The sequence below is a fragment of the Stenotrophomonas sp. STEN020 genome (assembly GCF_056760195.1).
The window spans coordinates 13,922-34,483 of the sequence record NZ_JBRREI010000006.1 but is presented as its reverse complement, the minus strand read 5'-3'; the positions used below and the strand labels follow the sequence as shown (position 1 = coordinate 34,483).

17 protein-coding genes and 1 pseudogene are annotated in these 20,562 nt (G+C 57.2%); 5 read left to right on the top strand and 13 right to left on the bottom strand.

Annotation, left to right across the window (positions count from 1 at the left end):
- The first annotated feature begins 50 nt into the window (after positions 1 to 50).
- Complete coding sequence (locus ACVOLZ_RS04180) at positions 51 to 2,873, top strand: rhamnan synthesis F family protein (protein ID WP_481515174.1); 2,823 nt, start codon at positions 51 to 53, stop codon at positions 2,871 to 2,873.
- Here the strand turns inward: ACVOLZ_RS04180 and ACVOLZ_RS04175 are convergent.
- Together ACVOLZ_RS04175 and ACVOLZ_RS04170 are read right to left on the bottom strand one after the other, a co-directional pair.
- Positions 2,870 to 3,499 (bottom strand): CoA transferase subunit B, encoded by a 630-nt coding sequence (locus ACVOLZ_RS04175; protein WP_481515173.1) that lies wholly within the window; start codon positions 3,497 to 3,499, stop codon positions 2,870 to 2,872. The two genes, ACVOLZ_RS04180 and ACVOLZ_RS04175, sit on opposite strands and share 4 nt — an antisense overlap.
- Before the next feature lies 1 nt (position 3,500).
- Positions 3,501 to 4,232 carry a CoA transferase subunit A gene (locus ACVOLZ_RS04170; RefSeq protein WP_481515172.1) on the bottom strand — a complete coding sequence of 244 codons (732 nt, stop codon included), beginning with the start codon at positions 4,230 to 4,232 and terminating at the stop codon, positions 3,501 to 3,503.
- Between the two features lie 176 nt (positions 4,233 to 4,408).
- On the opposite strand from ACVOLZ_RS04170, the gene ACVOLZ_RS04165 reads away from it, so the two are divergent.
- The gene (locus ACVOLZ_RS04165) at positions 4,409 to 5,755 is read left to right on the top strand and encodes a phosphohexomutase domain-containing protein (protein ID WP_481515171.1); all 1,347 of its coding nucleotides are present in this window, start codon (positions 4,409 to 4,411) and stop codon (positions 5,753 to 5,755) included.
- An 8-nt stretch (positions 5,756 to 5,763) separates the two neighbouring features.
- Positions 5,764 to 7,167, top strand: a complete 1,404-nt coding sequence (locus tag ACVOLZ_RS04160) for a mannose-1-phosphate guanylyltransferase/mannose-6-phosphate isomerase (protein WP_481515170.1) — start codon at positions 5,764 to 5,766, stop codon at positions 7,165 to 7,167.
- Positions 7,168 to 7,265: 98 nt separating this feature from the next.
- On the opposite strand, the gene rfbD is transcribed toward ACVOLZ_RS04160, so the two are convergent.
- The 4 genes from rfbD to rfbB are packed head-to-tail and all read right to left on the bottom strand — an operon-like array spanning position 7,266 to position 10,710.
- Complete coding sequence (rfbD, locus tag ACVOLZ_RS04155; protein ID WP_481515169.1) at positions 7,266 to 8,165, bottom strand: dTDP-4-dehydrorhamnose reductase; 900 nt, start codon at positions 8,163 to 8,165, stop codon at positions 7,266 to 7,268.
- Positions 8,162 to 8,719: a dTDP-4-dehydrorhamnose 3,5-epimerase gene (rfbC, locus tag ACVOLZ_RS04150; protein WP_481515168.1), complete on the bottom strand. Its 558-nt coding sequence runs from the start codon at positions 8,717 to 8,719 to the stop codon at positions 8,162 to 8,164. The genes rfbD and rfbC overlap by 4 nt, the downstream gene beginning before the upstream one ends.
- The gene (gene rfbA, locus ACVOLZ_RS04145) at positions 8,716 to 9,603 is read right to left on the bottom strand and encodes a glucose-1-phosphate thymidylyltransferase RfbA (protein WP_481515167.1); all 888 of its coding nucleotides are present in this window, start codon (positions 9,601 to 9,603) and stop codon (positions 8,716 to 8,718) included. Before rfbA ends, rfbC begins: the two co-directional genes overlap by 4 nt.
- 51 nt (positions 9,604 to 9,654) lie before the next feature.
- Entirely contained in the window at positions 9,655 to 10,710 is a 1,056-nt protein-coding gene (rfbB, locus tag ACVOLZ_RS04140; RefSeq protein ID WP_481515166.1) for a dTDP-glucose 4,6-dehydratase, read from the bottom strand.
- Positions 10,711 to 10,954: 244 nt separating this feature from the next.
- Here rfbB and ACVOLZ_RS04135 point away from each other — a divergent pair, with 244 nt between their 5' ends.
- Complete coding sequence (locus ACVOLZ_RS04135; RefSeq protein WP_481515165.1) at positions 10,955 to 11,701, top strand: electron transfer flavoprotein subunit beta/FixA family protein; 747 nt, start codon at positions 10,955 to 10,957, stop codon at positions 11,699 to 11,701.
- 81 nt (positions 11,702 to 11,782) lie between these two features.
- On the top strand, positions 11,783 to 12,718 hold the full coding sequence (locus ACVOLZ_RS04130) for an electron transfer flavoprotein subunit alpha/FixB family protein (RefSeq protein ID WP_481515164.1): 936 nt from the start codon (positions 11,783 to 11,785) through the stop codon (positions 12,716 to 12,718).
- Positions 12,719 to 12,733: 15 nt separating this feature from the next.
- On the opposite strand, the pseudogene ACVOLZ_RS04125 reads toward ACVOLZ_RS04130, so the two are convergent.
- The 7 genes and pseudogenes from ACVOLZ_RS04125 to ACVOLZ_RS04095 form a co-directional block, all read right to left on the bottom strand.
- Positions 12,734 to 13,855 (bottom strand): annotated as a pseudogene (locus ACVOLZ_RS04125) (IS3 family transposase).
- A 204-nt stretch (positions 13,856 to 14,059) separates the two neighbouring features.
- Positions 14,060 to 15,349: an acyltransferase family protein gene (locus ACVOLZ_RS04120; RefSeq protein WP_481515163.1), complete on the bottom strand. Its 1,290-nt coding sequence runs from the start codon at positions 15,347 to 15,349 to the stop codon at positions 14,060 to 14,062.
- Between the two features lie 236 nt (positions 15,350 to 15,585).
- Positions 15,586 to 16,041: a copper resistance protein NlpE N-terminal domain-containing protein gene (locus ACVOLZ_RS04115; RefSeq protein ID WP_481515162.1), complete on the bottom strand. Its 456-nt coding sequence runs from the start codon at positions 16,039 to 16,041 to the stop codon at positions 15,586 to 15,588.
- A gap of 32 nt (positions 16,042 to 16,073) precedes the next feature.
- Entirely contained in the window at positions 16,074 to 17,228 is a 1,155-nt protein-coding gene (locus ACVOLZ_RS04110; protein WP_481515161.1) for a glycosyltransferase family 2 protein, read from the bottom strand.
- Positions 17,228 to 17,500: a hypothetical protein gene (locus ACVOLZ_RS04105; protein ID WP_481515160.1), complete on the bottom strand. Its 273-nt coding sequence runs from the start codon at positions 17,498 to 17,500 to the stop codon at positions 17,228 to 17,230. The genes ACVOLZ_RS04110 and ACVOLZ_RS04105 overlap by 1 nt, the downstream gene beginning before the upstream one ends.
- A 5-nt stretch (positions 17,501 to 17,505) precedes the next feature.
- Positions 17,506 to 19,455, bottom strand: a complete 1,950-nt coding sequence (locus ACVOLZ_RS04100) for a glycosyltransferase (protein ID WP_481515159.1) — start codon at positions 19,453 to 19,455, stop codon at positions 17,506 to 17,508.
- Positions 19,452 to 20,522 (bottom strand): NAD-dependent epimerase/dehydratase family protein, encoded by a 1,071-nt coding sequence (locus tag ACVOLZ_RS04095; RefSeq protein ID WP_481515232.1) that lies wholly within the window; start codon positions 20,520 to 20,522, stop codon positions 19,452 to 19,454. Before ACVOLZ_RS04095 ends, ACVOLZ_RS04100 begins: the two co-directional genes overlap by 4 nt.
- Positions 20,523 to 20,562 lie beyond the last annotated feature (40 nt).

Below are 20,562 nucleotides of genomic sequence, written 5' to 3'. Positions count from 1 at the left end.
TACCCCCCGTCAACCTGCTTCTGTGTTACCGCATCAGGGCGACCGCAGGGATGAAGCACTATCTACAAGCCGCACGCCACTCCATTCTCCTGCACGGCGGCGGCATCCGCGGTCTTTGGGCAATCCTGCGTAGAGCACAAAAGATCATCGCAGCAATGGGACTCGGTGGTCTGCTCAATCGCCTGCACTCAGCCAGCACGACCCGCCCGGCTGTCGCGGATGCGGCTGACCAGTTCCTGCTTCCCGAGCCCGTGCCTTTGACGGACTTGGACTTGCGTGTCGGGGTCATGGCACATGTGTTCTATCCGGACCTGATAGACGAGTTCAGCGCGACGTTACAGCACATGCCAGTACCGTTCACGCTACTGGTGTCGGTCATGGACCAAGCCGCCGCTGATCAAGTCAACGACCGGTTGGGCGCGCTGCCCAATGTACGAACGCTGATGGTGAAAATCGTCGAGAACCAAGGGCGCGACATTGCCCCGTTCCTGATCAACTTCCATGAGCAGATACTGGGTCTGGACGTGGTAGCCCATATCCACACAAAAAAATCGTTGTACACCGGGCACGAACAACAGGACTGGCGCCAATACCTGTTTAGGAGGCTGTTCGGCTCGCGCGAGCGAACCGGGTGGATCCTGGGCATGTTCCAGGCAATGCCTTCACTTGGCCTGGTCTATCCGGAAAGCTACCGCAGCGTTCCGCTATGGGCACATACGTGGCTGAGCAACAAGACAGTCTGTGACGATCTGGCTGCTCGCTTGGGCTTTTCGCTGGAGCCGAATCGCTACATAGATTTTCCTGCCGGCTCCATGTTCTGGGCACGAGTAGCTGCCTTGCGGCCACTCTTCGACCTGCAACTGAAACTGCAGGATTTCCCCATCGAGCAGGGGCAAGTGGATGGCACCCTGCAACACGCGGTCGAACGACTATTCGGGCAGGTTTGCCGTCACCAAGGATTCTCCCTCGGAATTCTTCCGGCTGACGGTGCACTGGCGCTTGCCGCCGAGGGACAGCGCAATGTTGCTGCTGCACTCGAACTGCCCATAGCACAGCGCCTACAGTTGGCGGCATTGGATGCGACCACTCTCAGTGTTGATGTGTTCGATACGCTTGTTGTTCGCCCCTTTCTGACGCCGACTGCGTCCCGTGCACACCTGTCTTGGCGCATTGAACGGAAATTTGGCGTCAAGGACTTCGCCTACCACCGCGAAGCAGCAGAGAGCCGCCTGCGCACTACCTTGCGACGCGACCCGACACTGCATGAGATCCACCAGCAACTGTTGGACCATCTGGATCTGGCGCACCTGCAACCAGGCACGCTGATGCAAGCTGAATTGGATCACGAGCGGCAGCAGCTGCGTCCACGATCAGGGGTACTCGATGCGCTGAAGAGTGCGTGCCAAGCACAGCAGATCGCCCTGTCGGATATGTACCTGACCCACGCCGATATGCAACAGGCACTGCCTGCAGAAGTGACCACCGCGCTTACACAGTGGTTTATTTCGTGCGAAACCAACCTGCGCAAGGACGACCTGCAAAGCTGGCCGCAACTGGCGGAAAAACGCGGCATCGACATTTCTCGTTGGCTGCATGTTGGCGACAACGAGCACGCTGACGTGCAGTTGCCACAGCTGGCTCAGCTTTTGACACCGGTGCATGTGTTGCGGCCGGCAGCCTTATTGGATGCCATCCCTGCGCTGCGACCACTTCGCCATCCTGACGGGGCCAGCGCCGCTTGGCCGGAGCAGTTCTGGCGGGGACTGCTGGCCAATCGTTTTGCGACAATCCTTGATGCTGCACCAGAACGCCTTCGTGGGCGTCCACAACTGAATGCCGAAGATCTGGGCTACGTTGTGCTTGGGCCGCTGCTGTTGGATTTTCTGCTGGCGATGTTGCGGGCGGCTGCACGTCATCAGGCCGCCAGCCTGCTGTTCCTGAGTCGAGAGGGTTATCTGCTCGAGCAAGCATTTGCGCGTCTCCGTCCGTTTCACGCACAGGCGAAACAGCTACATGCAACCTACTTTCTCGCCTCGCGCCGGGCAACATCCCTGCTCCCAATCCACCAAGCTGCAGACCTTGGCTTTTTGTTGGAGGGTGCATTCAACGGCACCCTCGAGGAACTGCTGCGGGCGCGTGTCGGCCAAGACGCGATCGCCGCCGTGGCCGCGGTGGATACCAGTCTGTTGGGTCGAAATATTTTCCTGCCAGAAATGGCGGACACCGTTGCTGGTTGGTTGCAACCTGCCGCGTCCGCGCTACTGGAGTTGGCAGCAGAAGCGCGCGATAGATACCACGCCTATTGGGCCGCACCAGACAAGGGCGGCACCGCCATGGTCGTGGATATCGGCTACGCAGGTACCATTCAACGCAACCTTGCGCACATTCATCAATGCTCCTTGGGCGGGTATTACTTCGCGCTGCGTAACCGCGCCCACCAATTGGAGCAGAGCGGCTGGGCCGAGGCGCGCTATTTCGATGGTCGGCAAGGCGCAGAAGACTGCGACTCACCCATCCTCGTCAACGATCTACTGCTTGAAGCCCTGCTCGCCGCGCCCAACGGACAGTTCAATGGCTTTGAGCGTATAGACGATGTCACGTTGAGGCCTTGCTTCGGTCCCATCGAGCTCACGGACAACGGTCTACAGGAGCTTTCGCAAACGCATCAGGGCGCGTTGCAGTTCATCGACGATGCCTGTGCGATGTTGGGCACGGATATCGCCGAGCTGGCACTCGACCCAGCGGGCGTACAACGCCCACTGCAATGCTTGGCCAGCGGACGCTGGGACGCAGATGCCACATTGCAGCACTTGGCGACCGATGACAGTTTTACCGGCCGCGGCAAAGTCGCGGCCGGTATCGCCAGACATTAGTTCCGGAACGGCACGCCGGTTTTTTCTATCAGCTCGTCATTGCTGACACCCGGCGCGACCTCCACCAATACCAAGCCATCAGCGGTCACATCGAAGATCGCCAGATCGGTGATGATGCGGTCAACCACGGCCACACCGGTAAGCGGCAGGGTGCAGTCGGACAGGATCTTGTGCTCGCCATTCTTGGCGGTGTGCTCCATCAGCACCACCACTCGCTGTACGCCGGCGACCAGGTCCATCGCGCCGCCCATGCCCTTGACCATCTTGCCCGGCACCATCCAGTTGGCCAGATCACCTTTGTCGGTGACCTGCATCGCACCAAGGATGGCCAGGTTGATGTGACCGCCGCGGATCATCGCGAACGAATCATGGCTGCCGAAGTAGCTGGCACCAGCGCGTGCGGTGACGGTCTGCTTGCCGGCATTGATCAGGTCGGCATCCACTTCGGCCTCGGTAGGGAACGGGCCGATGCCGAGCAAGCCGTTTTCGGACTGCAGCCAAACATCCATGCCCTCGGGAATGTGATTGGCCACCAGGGTCGGCAAGCCGATACCCAGATTCACGTAGGCACCATCGGTCAGCTCACGCGCGGCGCGCTGCGCCATTTCGTCACGGGTCCAGGCCATCTCAGTTCCCCTCCTGACGCACGGTGCGCTGTTCGATGCGCTTCTCCGGCGTTGCGTTCAATACGATGCGATCGACATAGATACCCGGCAGGTGCACCTGGTCCGGATCGATGGCGCCCACTGCCACGATCTCCTCCACTTCGACCACGCAGACCTTGCCAGCCATTGCACAGGCCGGATTGAAGTTGCGTGCGGTCTTGCGGAACAGCAGGTTGCCGGCTGCATCGGCCTTCCACGCCTTGACCAGTGCTACGTCGGCCTTGAGCGCGGTTTCCAGCACATAGTGCTTGCCGTCGATCTCACGGGTTTCCTTGCCTTCTGCAACGATGGTGCCGTAGCCGGTAGCGGTGAAGAACGCCGGGATGCCGGCACCGCCAGCGCGCAGGCGCTCGGCCAAGGTGCCTTGGGGGTTGAACTCCAGTTCCAGCTCGCCGGCCAGGTACTGGCGCTCGAACTCCTTGTTCTCGCCCACGTAGGACGAAATCATCTTCTTGATCTGGCGGGTTTCCAACAACTGGCCGAGGCCAAAACCGTCGACGCCTGCATTATTGGAGATCGCGGTCAGGCCCTTGACCCCGCTGTCGCGCAGCGCGGCAATCAATGCCTCAGGGATACCACACAGGCCAAAACCACCTACGGCAAGGGTTTGCCCGTCGGCCACGATGCCGGCAAGGGCCTCTGCGGCGCTGGCAAAAACCTTGCCACGCTGCCGGGTCGGGGGGAGATCGCTCATCGCATCACACTCACAGTGCTGAAGATGCCCCTATTCTAGCCATACCGTAAGGGCAACCCACTTGGACCTTCGGCCAGCGCTTTTTTCCCAATTCTGAATTTCCGTCGAGCGCACAGACCGCCAAAAAGCGCGTAGCCGACTAAACTAGGTGATCTTTCACCCAGCAGGATGCATACATGCCCCTTCCCGCGTTCAAGGCCTACGACATCCGCGGCCGCGTGCCTGAAGAGCTCAATGAAGACATGGCCCGCAAGATCGGCAAGGCTCTGGCCGCCGAACTCGACGCTGGCCCCGTAGTGTTGGGCCACGACGTGCGCCTGACCAGTCCTGCACTACAGGACGCACTGGCAGCAGGCTTGCGCGGGGAAGGCCGTGAGGTCATCGATATCGGTCTGTGCGGTACCGAAGAGGTCTATTTCCAGACCGGTCATCTGCAGGCGGCTGGTGGCGTGATGGTCACCGCCAGCCACAATCCGATGGACTACAACGGCATGAAGCTGGTGCGCGAACAAGCGCGCCCGATCAGCTCGGATACCGGCCTGTTCACCATCTCCGATACGGTGGCCGCCGATGCGTCACAGCCGCAGCCTGCACGTGCAGGCCAGACCGCCCAGCATGACAAGACGGCTTACATCCAGCACCTGCTCAGCTACATCGATGCCAGCCAACTCAAACCCCTGAAGCTGGTGGTCAACGCCGGCAACGGCGGCGCCGGCGCCATCGTAGACCTGCTGGCACCGCATCTGCCGCTGGAGTTTGTGCGTATCTGCCACGAACCCGATGGCAGCTTCCCCAATGGCATCCCCAACCCGCTGTTGCCGGAGAACCGCGACATCACAGCCAACGCAGTGCGCGAACACGGTGCCGACTTCGGCATTGCCTGGGATGGCGACTTCGATCGCTGCTTCTTCTTCGACCACAACGGCCGCTTCATCGAGGGCTATTACCTGGTAGGCCTGTTGGCCCAGGCAATTCTCGCCCGCAATCCGGGCGGCAAGATCATTCACGATCCGCGCCTGACCTGGAATACTGTCGAAATGGTGGAAGCTGCTGGCGGCGTGCCAGTGCTGTGCAAGAGCGGCCATGCCTTCATCAAGGAAAAGATGCGCGCTGAAAACGCCGTCTACGGCGGCGAGATGAGTGCGCACCATTATTTCCGCGAATTCGCCTATGCCGACTCGGGAATGATCCCGTGGCTGTTGATTGCCGCACAGGTGTCCAGCAGCGGCTTGTCGCTTGCAGAGCTGGTGGAAGATCGCATGGCGCGCTTCCCATGCAGCGGCGAAATCAACTTCAAAGTTGCCGACGCCAAAGCTGCCGTCGCCCGGGTAATGGCACACTTCGCCTCACAATCGCCCATATTGGATCACACGGATGGCATCAGTGCCGATTTTGGCAACTGGCGCCTCAATCTGCGCAGTTCTAACACCGAGCCATTGCTGCGATTGAATGTTGAGACCAGGGGCGACGCAACTTTGTTGGCTGAGCGCACCACCGAAATCTCCGACCTACTCACTGCCTGAGAAACCACATGACTCATATTCTCCCCGTCATCCTTTCCGGCGGCTCCGGCACCCGTCTGTGGCCCTTGTCGCGCGAGGCATACCCCAAGCAATTTCTGCAACTCGCAGACGCAAACAGCATGCTGCAATCCACATGGTTGCGCGTAGCCGATGTAGCTACACAGGCACCAATCGTTGTGGCCAACGAAGCACATCGTTTTATCGCCGCTGAGCAACTGCAGCAAGCCGGAACCACACCATCGGCCATCCTGCTGGAGCCGGTTGGCCGCAACACTGCACCAGCGATCGCTGCAGCTGCATTGGAGGCTTGCCGGGACGGCACCGACCCGTTGCTGTTGGTCCTGCCTTCTGACCATTTGATCCGAGAAATAACACATTTCCATCGCGCGATCATGGATGCCGCCAGTGTCGCTGAGCAGGGCAAACTGGTTACTTTCGGCATCCAGCCAACCGCACCGGAAACCGGCTACGGCTATATCAAAGCCGTCGCTGGTCAAGGCACGCGGGCAATCGAACGCTTCGTCGAAAAGCCCGACCTGGCAACAGCTCAGGACTATGTCGCCTCCGGCGAGTACTACTGGAACAGCGGCATGTTCATGTTTCGCGCCTCGCGCTACCTGCAGGAGCTGGAGCGCCTGCAGCCACAGATTCTCGCTGCCTGCCGCACGTCGTGGGAAAAAGCGCGCCGCGACAGCGACTTCATTCGCTTGGATTCGGAAGCTTTCAAGACCAGCCCATCGGATTCCATCGACTATGCAGTGATGGAGAAGACAGCAGATGCGGCCGTGGTGCCACTGGACGCTGGCTGGAGTGATGTCGGCTCCTGGACGGCACTGCGCGATGTCTCCAAGCAGGATGCAAACGGAAACGCGCATCGCGGTGATGTCATTGCCATCGATTGCCATGACACGTTCGCTTACGGTGAGCGCCTGATCGCGATGGTTGGGCTTGACGATGTGATCGTTGTCGAGACCGACGACGCGTTGCTGGTCGGCAAATCTGATCGCATGCAAGAAGTGAAGGACGTCGTCGCACGCCTGAAGGCCGATGGTCGCAGCGAGGCCACTTGGCACCGCAAGGTCTATCGCCCGTGGGGCGCCTATGACTCCATAGACAACGGCGCGCGCTTCCAGGTCAAGCGCATCACCGTCAAACCCGGCGGCACCTTGAGCCTGCAGATGCACCATCACCGCGCCGAACATTGGATCGTGGTCAGTGGTACTGCAGAAGTAACCCGGGGCGATGAAGTGTTGCTGCTGACTGAGAATCAGAGCACCTATATCCCGCTGGGCGTCACCCACCGCCTGCGCAACCCCGGCAAGCTGCCGCTGGAGTTGATCGAGGTGCAGTCAGGAAGCTATCTGGGTGAGGACGATATCGTGCGCTTTGAAGACACCTACGGGCGCACCTGAGGCCGTCAACTAACTGAAAACAAAAACCCCGGGGAAACCCGGGGTTCTCTTTTATCGGCCCTGATCCGGCGATGCTTCACCACGCATGAAACCGCGCATTAAGTTTTCGCGATCTCACCCATCACATGCCGCAAACCTTCCTGCCAAGCTGGCAGCGTAATACCAAGATCCTGCTGCAGCTTGCGATTATCCAGTACCGACCAAGCCGGACGCGCCGCAGGTGTTGGATACTCTGCACTGGATATCGCCTGCACATCCGGCACCTTGGCCAGCACCCCCATAGCCAGCGCCTCAGCGAAGATCGCTTCGGCGAAGCCATGCCAACTGGTCCGCCCAGATGCCGTCAGATGCCAAGTCCCCGACAACTGCCCAGAATGTTGTAGGGCTTGTGCGGTGACATCAGCGATCAAGGCTGCCGAGGTTGGAGTACCAATCTGATCTGCCACTACCCGCAGTTCGTCACGGCCGGCGCCAACGCGCAGCATCGTGCGCAGGAAATTACCGCCGTGCGACGCATACACCCACGCGGTGCGGAAAATCAGATGACGACCACCGGCCGCACGCACGGCAACTTCGCCATCGCGCTTGCTTGTGCCATAGACACCCAGCGGCTCAGTCGCCTCGTCTTCAACATAAGGCGCCACGCCCTGACCATTGAACACGTAGTCGGTGGAGTAATGCACCAGCGGCACGCCATTCGCCGCACACCACTGAGCGATCACTCCTGGCGCCTGCGCGTTGGCCCGGAACGCAGCCTCCAGCTCCAGCTCGGCCTTGTCCACTGCAGTGTAGGCAGCGGCATTGATCACCACCGAGGGCTGCAACCGGTCCAACAGAACAGGCAGGCTATCAGGTGCATCGAAATCCGCGACCTCGCAGGCACTACCATCTGCTAGTTTGCCGGTGCGCGTAGTGGCCACAATCGGACCGAGTGGAGCCAATGCGCGCAACAACTCCTGACCCACCTGCCCGTTTCCGCCAAAAACCAGCATGGTCATGGCGCGTAAACCGGCAGGCGGTCTGCGGCGATGTCTTTCAGGAACGGCGCGCTCTCATCCTTGGCAGACAAGTTCGGAGCCCTGATAGGCCAATCCACGCCGATTTCAGCATCGTTCCAACGAACCCCGGCATCGAACTCTTTCAGATAGACCTCTGTGCACAAATAGCTGAACACCGCGCGCTCGGAAAGCACCGCGAAGCCGTGTGCGAAGCCCTCTGGAATCCAAAACTGGCGCTTGTTTTCCGCGCTCAGAACAACAGCCTCCCACTTGCCGAAGGTCGGTGAGCCACGGCGGATATCCACCGCCACGTCATACACCTCTCCTTCAAGCACACTGACCAGCTTGCCCTGCGGCCGCGGCCACTGGTAGTGGAGACCCCGCAGCACTCCCTTGCTGGAAGCTGACACATTGCTCTGCACGAACTTATCGGGCAGACCCAATGCTTTGAAACGCTCGGAATTCCAGGTTTCGAAGAAGAAACCACGCTCATCACCAAACACAGCCGGCTCAATGACTACGCAACCAGGCATAGTAGTTTCAATAACTTTCACGGAACAATTCCTCGCTGAACAAGCTTCTGCAAATATAGTCCATAGCCATTCTTGGACAGCGGCGCGGCCAATGCCTCCAACTGCTCAGCCGTGATCCAACCAAGGGCGTAAGCAATTTCTTCGGGGCAGCAGACCTGCAAGCCCTGACGGGTCTGGATGGTTTCGATGAAATTGGAAGCCTCCAGCAATGACTGATGCGTGCCGGTATCCAGCCATGCATAGCCACGACCAAGGGCTTCCAACTGCAGCGTACCCTCGTCCAGGTACACCTGATTGAGATCAGTGATCTCCAACTCACCACGCGGTGAGGGCTTCAACGCCGCGGCATAGTCGCTGGCATTTCCATCATAGAAATACAGGCCGGTAACCGCATAGTTGGAGCGTGGATCTTGGGGCTTTTCAACCAGACCGACAACCTTGCCATTTTCGTCAAACTCGGCAACACCATAGCGCTCCGGGTCGTTGACCCAGTAACCAAAAACCGTAGCTCCGCTGGTCTGTGCGTCGGCTCGCTTCAGTACATCGCGCAACCCATGTCCATGGAATATGTTGTCACCGAGCACCAGACAGCTGGGCTTACCGCCGACAAAATCACGGCCGATCAGGTAAGCCTGCGCCAAACCGTCCGGGCTCGGCTGCACCGCATACTGGATGTTCATTCCCCACTGCGACCCATCGCCCAGCAACTGCTGGAACAAAGCCTGCTCATGCGGTGTATTGATGATCAGCACCTCACGGATGCCAGCCAGCATCAGTACGCTGAGCGGGTAATAGATCATCGGCTTGTCATAGACCGGCAGTAATTGCTTGCTGACGCCCTTGGTAATCGGATATAGGCGCGTACCAGAGCCGCCGGCTAGAATAATGCCTTTACGTTGCGTCATAGTTGCTTCCTTGTAAGCCCGCACATCCGCGCGAGCACTGGATAATCGATATCAGGCATCGGTGCCAATGCGCTGCAGGCGATAGCTGCCGTCCAGCACACCATTCACCCACTCCTGGTTATCCAGGTACCAATCCACGGTGAAGCCGATACCCTGCTCGAAGGTGTGCTTCGGTTCCCAACCCAGTTCGTCCTTGAGCTTGGACGCATCGATTGCGTAACGGCGATCATGGCCGGGGCGATCGGTGACATAGGTGATCTGTTCGGTGCGCGGCTTGCCATCCGCGCGCGGGCGGCGTGCATCCAGCAGCGCACAGATCGCCTGTACCACTTCGATGTTCTGCTTCTCGGAGTTGCCGCCAACGTTATAGGTTTCGCCTACCCGGCCCTTGGCCAACACGGTACGGATTGCCTCGCAATGATCGGCAACAAACAGCCAATCTCGCACCTGCTTGCCGTCGCCATAGACCGGCAGCGCCTCACCGGCCAACGCCTTGGCGATCACCAGCGGAATGAGCTTCTCCGGGAAATGGTACGGACCGTAGTTGTTCGAGCAGTTGGTGGTCAGCACCGGCAGGCCATACGTGTGATGGAAGGCACGAACCAGATGGTCGGACGCCGCCTTGGAGGCCGAGTACGGTGAGTTCGGGGCATAGGGCGTGGTCTCGATGAACTTACCGGTCTCGCCGAGCGTGCCGTAGACCTCATCGGTGGACACATGCAGAAAGCGGAATGCACCGGCTTCGTCAACCGGCAACGCTTTCCAATAGTCACGCACCGCCTCCAGCAGACCGAGGGTTCCGACCACATTGGTCTGGATGAAGGCGCCCGGGCCGTCGATCGAACGGTCAACATGACTTTCGGCAGCAAAGTTCAGAACCGCATCGGGGCGGTGCTCGGCCAACAGGCTTGCCACCAGCTCGCGGTCACCGATATCGCCGTGTACGAACAGGTGGTTGGCATCGCCCTCCAAGCTGCCCAGCGTTTTCAGGTTGCCTGCATAGGTCAACGCATCCAGATTGATGATGCGGATGCCCTTTGCTACAGCTTCCAATACAAAATTGCCGCCGATAAAGCCGGCGCCGCCGGTCACAAACCATGTGGTCACGCGTTGTTTCTCCTGATTTACAGCCGCAAAAGCAGCGAACAATTCCTACAAGGATATAACGCCAGAGCCTGTTGAGTTGCACCATTGACAACGAAATCAAGCTTGGCACAATTTGTCCGGACATTTAAATCAAAACAAAGGCCGCCATACGCGTTCGCACGGACCTACCAACCCGGCTAGAATCGAGAAAAATTGCCCCCGGCCCACGCCGGCCCCCATCAGCAACCGAAGGACCCCGCAGCACATGAAAATCCTCGTCGCGTACAAGCGCGTGGTGGACTACAACGTCCGCATTCAAGTCAAGCCGGATGGTTCCGGCGTGGTCACCGATGGCGTCAAGCTCTCGCCCAACCCGTTCGATGAGATCGCTCTGGAAGAAGCCCTGCGTCTGCGCGACAAGGGCATCGCCTCGGAAGTGATCGTGGCCACCATCGCCCCGGCCGACGCCCAGGCGCATCTGCGCAATGGCTTGGCCATGGGTGCCAACCGTGCCATCCACGTGGTCACCGACCAGGCCATCCAGCCGCTGACCGCAGCCCGCACGCTGCTCAAGCTGGTTGAGAAGGAACAGCCGGACCTGGTCATCCTCGGCAAGCAGGCCATTGACGACGATGCCAACCAGACCGGTCAGATGCTGGCCACGCTGTGGGCACGCCCGCAGGCTACCTTCGCCTCCAAGGTCGAGATCGCTGATGGCAAGGCCACGGTCACCCGTGAAGTCGACGCCGGCCTCGAGACGCTGGAAGTCGACCTGCCGGCGGTGATCACCACCGATCTGCGCCTGAACGAGCCGCGCTTCATCAAGCTGCCGGACATCATGAAAGCCAAGGCCAAGCCGCTGGAAACCCTGCAATTGGCAGACCTCGGCGTTGAAGCCGCTGACACGTTCAAGACCACCCAGTACGCCGCGCCGTCCAAGCGCAGCAAGGGCGTGATGGTGAAGGATGCTGCCGAACTGGTAGCCGCACTCAAGCAGAAGGGGCTCTTGTAATCATCCCTGATCAAGAGCCCGGCCATCCCTGGCCGGACTTTCCAATGCCGAAGCCTTGCGCCCCATTTGAAGGAAGTTCCGATGTCTAAAATTCTTGTTATCGCCGAACACCTGGACGGCAAGCTCAACAGCGCCGTCGCCAAGACCGTTTCGGCAGCAGCCGCAGTGGGCGGCGACATCCACGTGCTGGTGCTCGCCGCCGACCCGGCCGCCATCGCTGCCGAAGCGGCACAGATCGCCGGCGTCAGCAAGGTGCTGACCATCGCCAACCCGGCCAATGAGCACGCGCTGGCGCAGGTACAGGCGCCACAGATCGCCAAGGCCGCTGCCGGTTACAGCCATGTGTTTGGCCCGTCCACCACGACTGGCAAGGATCTGATGCCGGCCGTGGCCGCCCTGCTCGGCGTCAACCAGGTCTCGGACCTGATGTCGGTCGAAGGCACCCATACCTTCAAGCGTCCGATCTACGCCGGCAACGCCATCATCACCGTCGAAGCCCCGGCTGACCAGGTGGTCGTGGCTACCGTGCGCGTCGCCTCCTGGCAGGAGGCTGCCAAGGGCAACAGCGCCGCGGTCGAAGCGATCAATGTTGATGCCGCCCTGCCGAGCCACACCCGTTTCATCGCCCTAGCTGCCGGCAAGAGCGACCGTCCGGACCTGCAGAGCGCCAAACGCGTTGTCTCCGGTGGCCGCGGCGTCGGCTCGGAAGAGAACTTCAAGGTGATCTACCAACTGGCAGACAAGCTCGGTGCCGGCGTAGGCGCCTCCCGCGCCGCAGTGGACGCAGGCTACGTGCCCAGCGACATGCAGGTTGGTCAGACCGGCAAGATCATCGCCCCGGAGCTGTACATCGCCGTGGGCATCTCGGGCGCCATCCAGCACCTGACCGGCATCAAGGACGCAGGCACCATCGTCGCGATCAACAAGGACGGCGATGCGCCGATCTTTGAAATCGCCGATATCGGACTGGTGGGAGATCTGTTTACGATTCTGCCTGAACTGGAAGCCACACTCTAAGCAGCGGCCAACAGACTAAGCCATGCTTACGTGGGATGCAGTGTCGAATTCCCGCAATTCAATACCACGCTGATTAGCGGGTTCGGGTTCGTGGTATTGGCAGAACTCGGCGGGCGTAAGCCCGCCAAGGCTGTCGTGAGGCATTCCGGTGTTGTAGTCGGTCAACCACTGCTCCGCCTGTTCGTACACTTCTCCGAGATTGCGGAAAACGTGCATATCCAGCACGCCACGTCGGAAGCTGCCATTGAAGCGTTCGATGAAGCCCTTCTGCATAGGCCGTCCTGGCTTGATGAAATCCAGCTCGATGTTCGTGCGCTCGGCCCATTCCGCCAACGCCAGGACGATGAACCCGGGGCAGTTGTCCAGGCGACGCTTTGCGGAATAGCCGCGCCACGCCGCAATTCGCACCAAGGCGCGGATGACCCGCGTAGCCGGTAACTTCGATGGCCAAAGCCTTGCGGCTGAAATCGTCGACTACGTTGAATGTCCGGAATCGCCGCCCATCCGAAAGTGCGTCGAACATGAAGTCGATCGACCAGCTACCGTTGATCTGCTCGCCAGCAACCAACGGCATCGTGTGTCGGTTTGGAATACGCTTCTTTCCTTGCCGACACAGATCGAGCTTCATCAGGAAATACACACGCCAGACGCGCTTGTGATTCCAGACCAAGCCACGACGGTGAATCAGTTGAAATAGCTTGCCAAATCCGCGCTCTGGAAAACGCTCAGAGAGCTCGGCCAATAGCTTGATCACCCCTTCGTCCCGATCCGGTCGATGGCGGTAGCGTGCTGTTGACCGAGGCATTCCAATCGCCGCACAGGCCCAGCGTTCGCTCCAGCCATGGCGGTCCTGAAGCCAAGCCAAGAGCCGGCGCTTATGCGCCGGGTCTAAAGCTTTTTTGCAATCAGATCCTTCAATGCAAGATTCTCCATCGCCAGTTCGGCATACATTCGCTTGAGCTTTACGCGCTCGGCTTCAACGTCGCGCAACCGCTGCACGTCCGAAGCTTCCATGCCGCCGTACCTGGACTTCGTTACGTAGTAAGTCACATCGGAAATGCCCGGCTCATGGCAAACATCCTTGACCTGCTTTCCAGCCTCTACCTGCTTCAACACCGTAACGAAATGCCGCGCCAGCGCAGACCGTAAGGCGGCTCTAGATTCAGAAGGCCGTCAAACAGGATCAAAGTACGGCGCTGCAGGACGAAAAATCGGGTCCTACAGCGCAGAGATCGACCTGAAAGTTATCGTGTTTACGGCCCGAGGCATCAATTCAAATGCTGGGATCTGCACTCCTGAGCTGGTTGTTCAGCCTTCCTTGATAACAATAGCCCGCGCCGTCTACGCGGCCTCTTCTTTGACAGCCTTTCGTGATTGCGATGCACGACTGGACCAGAGCATCGATGGACGCTCAATAGCGAAGAACAGACCGAGCGAGCAAGCAAAGATTACACCACCACCACCTATCAAAAGCTTCCAGAAGCGTGTCATAGCACTCAGATCATCCGCAATCCAAGCATGGTCTTTTAACGTGTAAAGCAAAGGCATGTGAATGAGATAAATCGAATAACCAAGTACGCCAGCGATGCAGAGCAAAGGCACACGGGAGACCGATGACTTGACTCTGACTGAAGAAAGGCCAACACCAAGAAGGATCATTCCATATCCGACGGCGAAAGGAATAGATTCAAAATAATAGTAAATAAGCGCAGCATCACTGGACTGCGCCATGTAGCGACGCGGATCCGCGTACCCGTGTTCGAGGGATATGCTGCCGAGGATGTACATCGCAATAGCGACAACCGCCATTCCCATCATCAACAAAGCTAGGCCAAAATGAGTCCCCATGAGCCGCTCCTTGTAATGGCGTAAAATCACGCTTACAGAGCAGCCAATTGCAAAATGCGGTAAGTAACCAAAAATCTGGTGACTAAGATTGAACCTGATCACAGTGTCATCGAATGGCAAGCCGAACTGATGCCCCTTGATGAAGTCAATCAGTGAGGGCATCCCGTTTCGTGCCAAGTACAGCCAAATAGCCGTCATGGCGAAACTAATAACCACACCCTGCCACCACCGCTTGTTGTAGAACAACCTTATGACGAACGGCAGGAGCAGGTAGAACAGCATTTCAATCGTCAGGGTCCAAAACGGCGAGGCGACGGAATAGGTCCCAAATGACCATATGAACACCGTTTGCAGAAAGGCAACGTGAGCTACGAAGGTCGCAGCCCCCCACTCACTCCATACCCTCGAGTTCTCAATATAGTGCGGCGTGTACAGTAGCACCACTAGGAACAGCACCAGCCAATACGGCGGTCCTATACGAAGGACTCGAGCCGTCATGTACTCGAAAGTTCTGGGTGGCGGCAACTGCTGGGCATCATTTCGTAAAAAATGGGCGGATAGGAGCATTCCGCTTAGCACGAAAAACAGATCGACACCGGAAGACATCATCACAACGAACGGAGAGAGGTCGATGCTTCCAAGCTCAATACCAGGGGACCCCGCCAACCCCCAAGAGTGCCTAATTAGAATAAAAAGCACCGCAACGCCTCGAATCGCATCGAGATACGGCACATTCTTGTCTGGGAACGGCAGAAGCCGTTGAGCGATTGTCATCTTTGCCATTGCCTATCCAGAAAATAATGCCCACATGAAAGGTCTGATATCAAAGCACTAGCGGATCCGGAAGACCGAAAGGCGCGAACTAGTGACCTACAATAACAGCCAGTGCAGCGATAACACGCAAGAAGTCGAAATAACCAGATCCAGCCACTCGCCCCCTTGGAAACTTAAAGTCCGAAATAAGACGACGCCCCTCCCTTTCCGAAATAGACAGAAAGAGAGGAGCGCAGCAGAAAAAATCACTCCCGGCGAAGGTCGTTTACACCATCAGTGGAGTACTCAACACCCGCTCCATCCAGTGGACCCAGAACAGACGAGCCTTTCACTTTGAACACGCGATCAGCCCAATCCTGAGCAGTGGGATTTAGAGTCAGGAGATTAGCTGCGGAATCAAGCGTCCAAGTACCATCGCTATCGAGCACATTATTGTCAACGCGGCCATCAAAAACTTCGTTCACTTTATACTTGCCATCTGCGAGAAGCTCCAGGCGAGTATTAACTGCCTTGCAATCTCCACATGGCAACGCCCCACCATAGATACCAATCAGAGCCTCGGACGTAACAGCTGGCTGCGACGGCGCAGACGCGACACCCTGAGCAGGGGCGGACGCAGGAACGGAACCTGACTCAACTTCTGACTGCTTGCAGGCGGTCAGGGCCAACAAAAACATCGCACCAACAAAAATATTCTTCACTATATATCCTTCGTAGCTGAAATTCGGAAATATCAAACCCGGCTTGGGTAACGGTACGGAACAACTTGCGAACACGACTCGGCGAATGAATTTTCCAAGTCTTTTGAAACAACCTGCCGATCACTGACACGAAGAGAAGCAGGCTTACCCCCAAGCTTAGCTTCAAGCCCCGCCATAGGAGCGCCAGGATCCAATTCAAGCTTGATCTTGAAGCCGGAAGCAGCCAGTGAGGCAAAAACCCCTGCCGAGTCCGAACGAATGTTTACAGAAACCTTCTTCGGATCGAAAGATTGATCAAGCCAGCCGACGTTGACATCATAGCCATACTTTTTTGCTGCATCGAATACTATCGCGTTGGTAACCCTTGCGAAATGACGCTCCAGTATGCCAGAACGCATGAAGCACTCAACCTGCATCCGAAATTCTGGATATCGCATGTCGATGATTGCTTCATTCGCGGGTACAGTCGTTGCGCCTGCTGATACCAAGCCAGCCGCCTGATTCGACCCCCGCCCTTGATGATAGACGAACACACCCGGCGCCATACAAAGGCGATAACCAGCCGCCAAACTCCGCAGACTCCAGTCCGTCTCTTCGCAGTAACCGCGACCAAAGCACGGATCCATGATGCCAACTTGGCGAATCACCTCCGTCGGCATCATGATACAGAAAGAGATGCCGGCTGGAATATCAACCGCGTCGCTGTCGAAAGTGCGCGTACAGACATCACTCACATAATCAACAACTTCCTGTGACGCAAGATAGCGATCAGGATCCTCGTTTGGAATCGAATAAATTGAAACATTATTAGACGAGGCGGTTACCGAGCCCATGTTTGGCTGCGATGCAACCCGCAACAACCCATCGATCAAATTCAGGGGGAATATGACATCGGAGTTATTGATTGTGACATAGTCATATCCTCCCTTCAGGGCAGATAGCAACCCAATATTTACATTTCGAGGAATACCGAGATTCCGAGGAGTACAATAATACATCACCCCGACCTGCTTGCAGAAAGCCTCCAGCTCTTTGCTCCAACCGGGTTCGGGACTGGCATCATCAAGAATCAGAACATCCACTTGCGCACTGCTAGCCTCCGCCATCCGCTTCGCACTTTCAATTGCGCGCGGCACGAATGCTCTGCCGTTGTAAACTGTTATGCAATGCAAGACACGGACAGTCATTACAGAACCTTCCTCAGGCGGGGACTGAAAGCGCGAACCAGCTGATAAAGTCGCGAAGCAGATATCTGCCTCAGCTTCTCATCTGCACCGGATCTTCCGTAATCAATCTCAGCCCCACGCCCTGAACCACCGTGAAGCTGGGATCGCGTTTCCATGAGCTCCCGACTAATCGCGGTCAGACGTGCGGTTAAATCAATCACGCGGCGATTGGCGATCTCTACGTCAATAAGCGCCTGCTCCAAAGAAACCTGGTCAAAATCTTTTTTATTCATCGTCATTAGCGTGGAACCTTCGAAAGAGTTGAACGGTAAAACTCAACAAGCGTCGCAGCCGTCTCATCCCAGGTGAGGCTTTTTGCGTTCCGCAGGATCGTACTTACCACTTTTGATGCCTTGTCTGGATCGGTAAGAATGGAATGTGCATAGTCACCGAGCGCGTCGACAGACCAGTCCTTGGGAATCGAATCATCATCGATCAACTCCTTCAACGGTCCGAACGAAACATGAACTGTAGGAACTCCCATACTGGCAGCTTCAAACGGCACCAGGCCAAAACCTTCCGATGATGTCGGGTAAAGCACCAGTGCGGCATGCCGCATAAGCCAGTTCCGCTCATGGCTTGACACATCCGGCATACTCACAAGATCACCGCCGCCCTGCAAACGAAGGGCAGCCTCTTCCAATCTCGATGAGCCCATAGGAACCTGAGCTCCCGCGAGAATCAATGCGAGATCGTGACCTTTATCGAGCAATTGCTGCCAAACCCTGATCGCAAGATCACGGTTTTTGTGCGTGTAATTTGCGCCCAACACGAGCAGATAGCGGCGTGAAGTAATTCCCGCCTCGAGAACTGCTGCCGGAATAGACTCCGCCTCGTTCAAATCGAGGTGATCGCTGCCATTCTTGGCAACGCACGCACGGTCATCACCAAGGCTAAGCCGCTCAGATTTTATCACGGACAATGTATCGTCTGAGATGGCAACAACTCCGTCTGCGTTTGCTGCTGCGACCGCCATGCTATCTCTATACCGCAACCAACTATCACCGTCCCGGTGATAGCTTCCAATCTTGTATGCGATAAGATCTTGAATGGTAATAACCACGCGTTTTCCAAGTTGCCGCCAACGTTCCCATGGAATCGGGGCATCGGGCTGGAACGGCCTATGGACGATATCAACATTGTCAGCACCCTCAAAATGCAGGCCACTGGCGTCGCAGAACTTAATTTTGCCATTCCTCAATAGCTTCGCCGCATAGCCGGGAACGACTCCATTGGGGACACCGACAATCACATTGGCAACATCCTCTCGTCGAGCAAGGGAATCCACCAAGCTAACTGTTTGAACCTGGGTACCCATTTCCATTGCGCCGAGGCATGAGCCGTCTATTAAAAGACGCAAACCCTGCACCTTTGCACGGGCCACATCCAAGGCAATTGCCAACGGCGATGCAATTGAGTCGCGCTCGCGATCGTAAAGCGCAGAGAACTCCCGAAACGCAGAATACAAGCGATGTCGAGCAGAATGGTCGTCTACCGCTTCGTAAGGAGGCTCACCATCGACCCAAGGAACCATTACGTACGTGGAAGCCTCGAGAGCATGCGAGAAACCTCGCCGCGAAGCCTTCAATGCGAACTGGGCAAGGCTGAGCTTTGCAGAGGAGTCCCAACCATGATCAATCCCACCACACAGCCGATAAGGAGAAAGATTAACCAGGACACAGCTACCACTTGGCATTGAGATCGGCACCAAACCGGCGACTGGTTCGACAGCCCTCAAACGGGCAGTCACCCCAGTCTCGTCCAATCCGGAAATCCCGTATGGAACCGACGTGTTGCGGAAAGGGAAACTCAGATACCCTGCTGAATTGGAAAGAAACGAAACCGTCGCAATCCGGCTATCCTGCTCCATATAATCCATGGCGCGAAGCAAAAAACTTGGCGCTACAGAAACAGGCTGGGTAATTACGGCAAGAACATCTACCTCTGGGCTTACCGCCTCCGCCTTCTCAATTGCATCGCCGAGCGTCCAGGATTCATAAACATGCACGTGCTGCAAATCAGCATAAAGCCTCCGACAGGAAGTTGGATCGCTACCAGCAATAAATACCGTGCACAGCCCTTCAGCAGCGAGAATACTTCTCACACAATCCAGCCATTGTGCGGGATCACCCTGCATGAACAACAGCGCACCCGCAGCAATCTTGGAACCATGAACGTGCGCGGTCATGCGTAGCCCTTCTCGACCAACCATTCACCAACCAACGCGGCTCCGACTTCAAACGGAATCAACGAGCCTACATCGACGAAGCACGCCAACTCTTCAGTATTTGCAACAGCGCTACGCACATCGCCGTCCCTGAACTGCCCGGTCAAATAAGGCTCTGGTGCACCGTGAAGCGACGCAATTGCTCGGGCGGCATCTAGAATAGTGACGGGCCGCCCAGTACCAACGTCGACTATCGCACCAAATGCTTCGCTGCCAGCAACCTCGACAAGCGCTTTCGCTACATCGTCAATGTAGATGAAATCGCGAACGATATTGCCATCCTCATAAACAGGAATCGCCTTTCCGCTTCTAGCCAAACGATGGAAGAGCGTTATTATTCCGGTGTATGGGTTGATTGGCGACTGACCTGCACCATATACATTCTGCAAGCGAAGGGTCTTGAGTGCCACACCCATCGCGGAACACCAAGCTTCAAGCACATGCTCCTGTGCGAGCTTGGTAGCGCCATAGACACTAGTTGGCCGCGGGAAAACGGTTTCCGCGTGATGCGGCAGCGGCTCGGCGCCAGCACCGTCTTTGCCCGAGGGTTGCCAGATCGAATTAGCGAGCATTTGGTGAGTACGAATACCCGGATAGAATACCGAATCGGTCGAATCCTTCCACGCACCCTCGCCATAAACGGCTCGGCTGGAGGTCAGCACAATCACGCTGGGAACCACGCTATGCCGCGCCAATGCATCGGTCATCTGAGTGGTACCAACGACATTTACATTACCGTGCCGCGTGGCTTCAAGCAAAGACTGTCCGGTGCCGGTTTCAGCTGCAAGATGAAAGATCTGAGTGGGCTTGAAATCTACCAAAAGCCGATCCCACGCCAACGGATCAGTTACATCACCGACGACGAGGTCAACCTCTTGATGCAAACCAACCGGTCGCTGTCCGCTCTCGTGTATCTGCGGATGCATGTTATCAAACGCGACAACCCGGCAGCCTTTCCCTGCAAGCAATTGCGAAATAGCGCACCCGATAAAGCCCGCCCCGCCCGTCACCAGTATCCGCTCACCCATTTCCACTTGACAATCTCCTTGATAACTTTTGATAAATAAC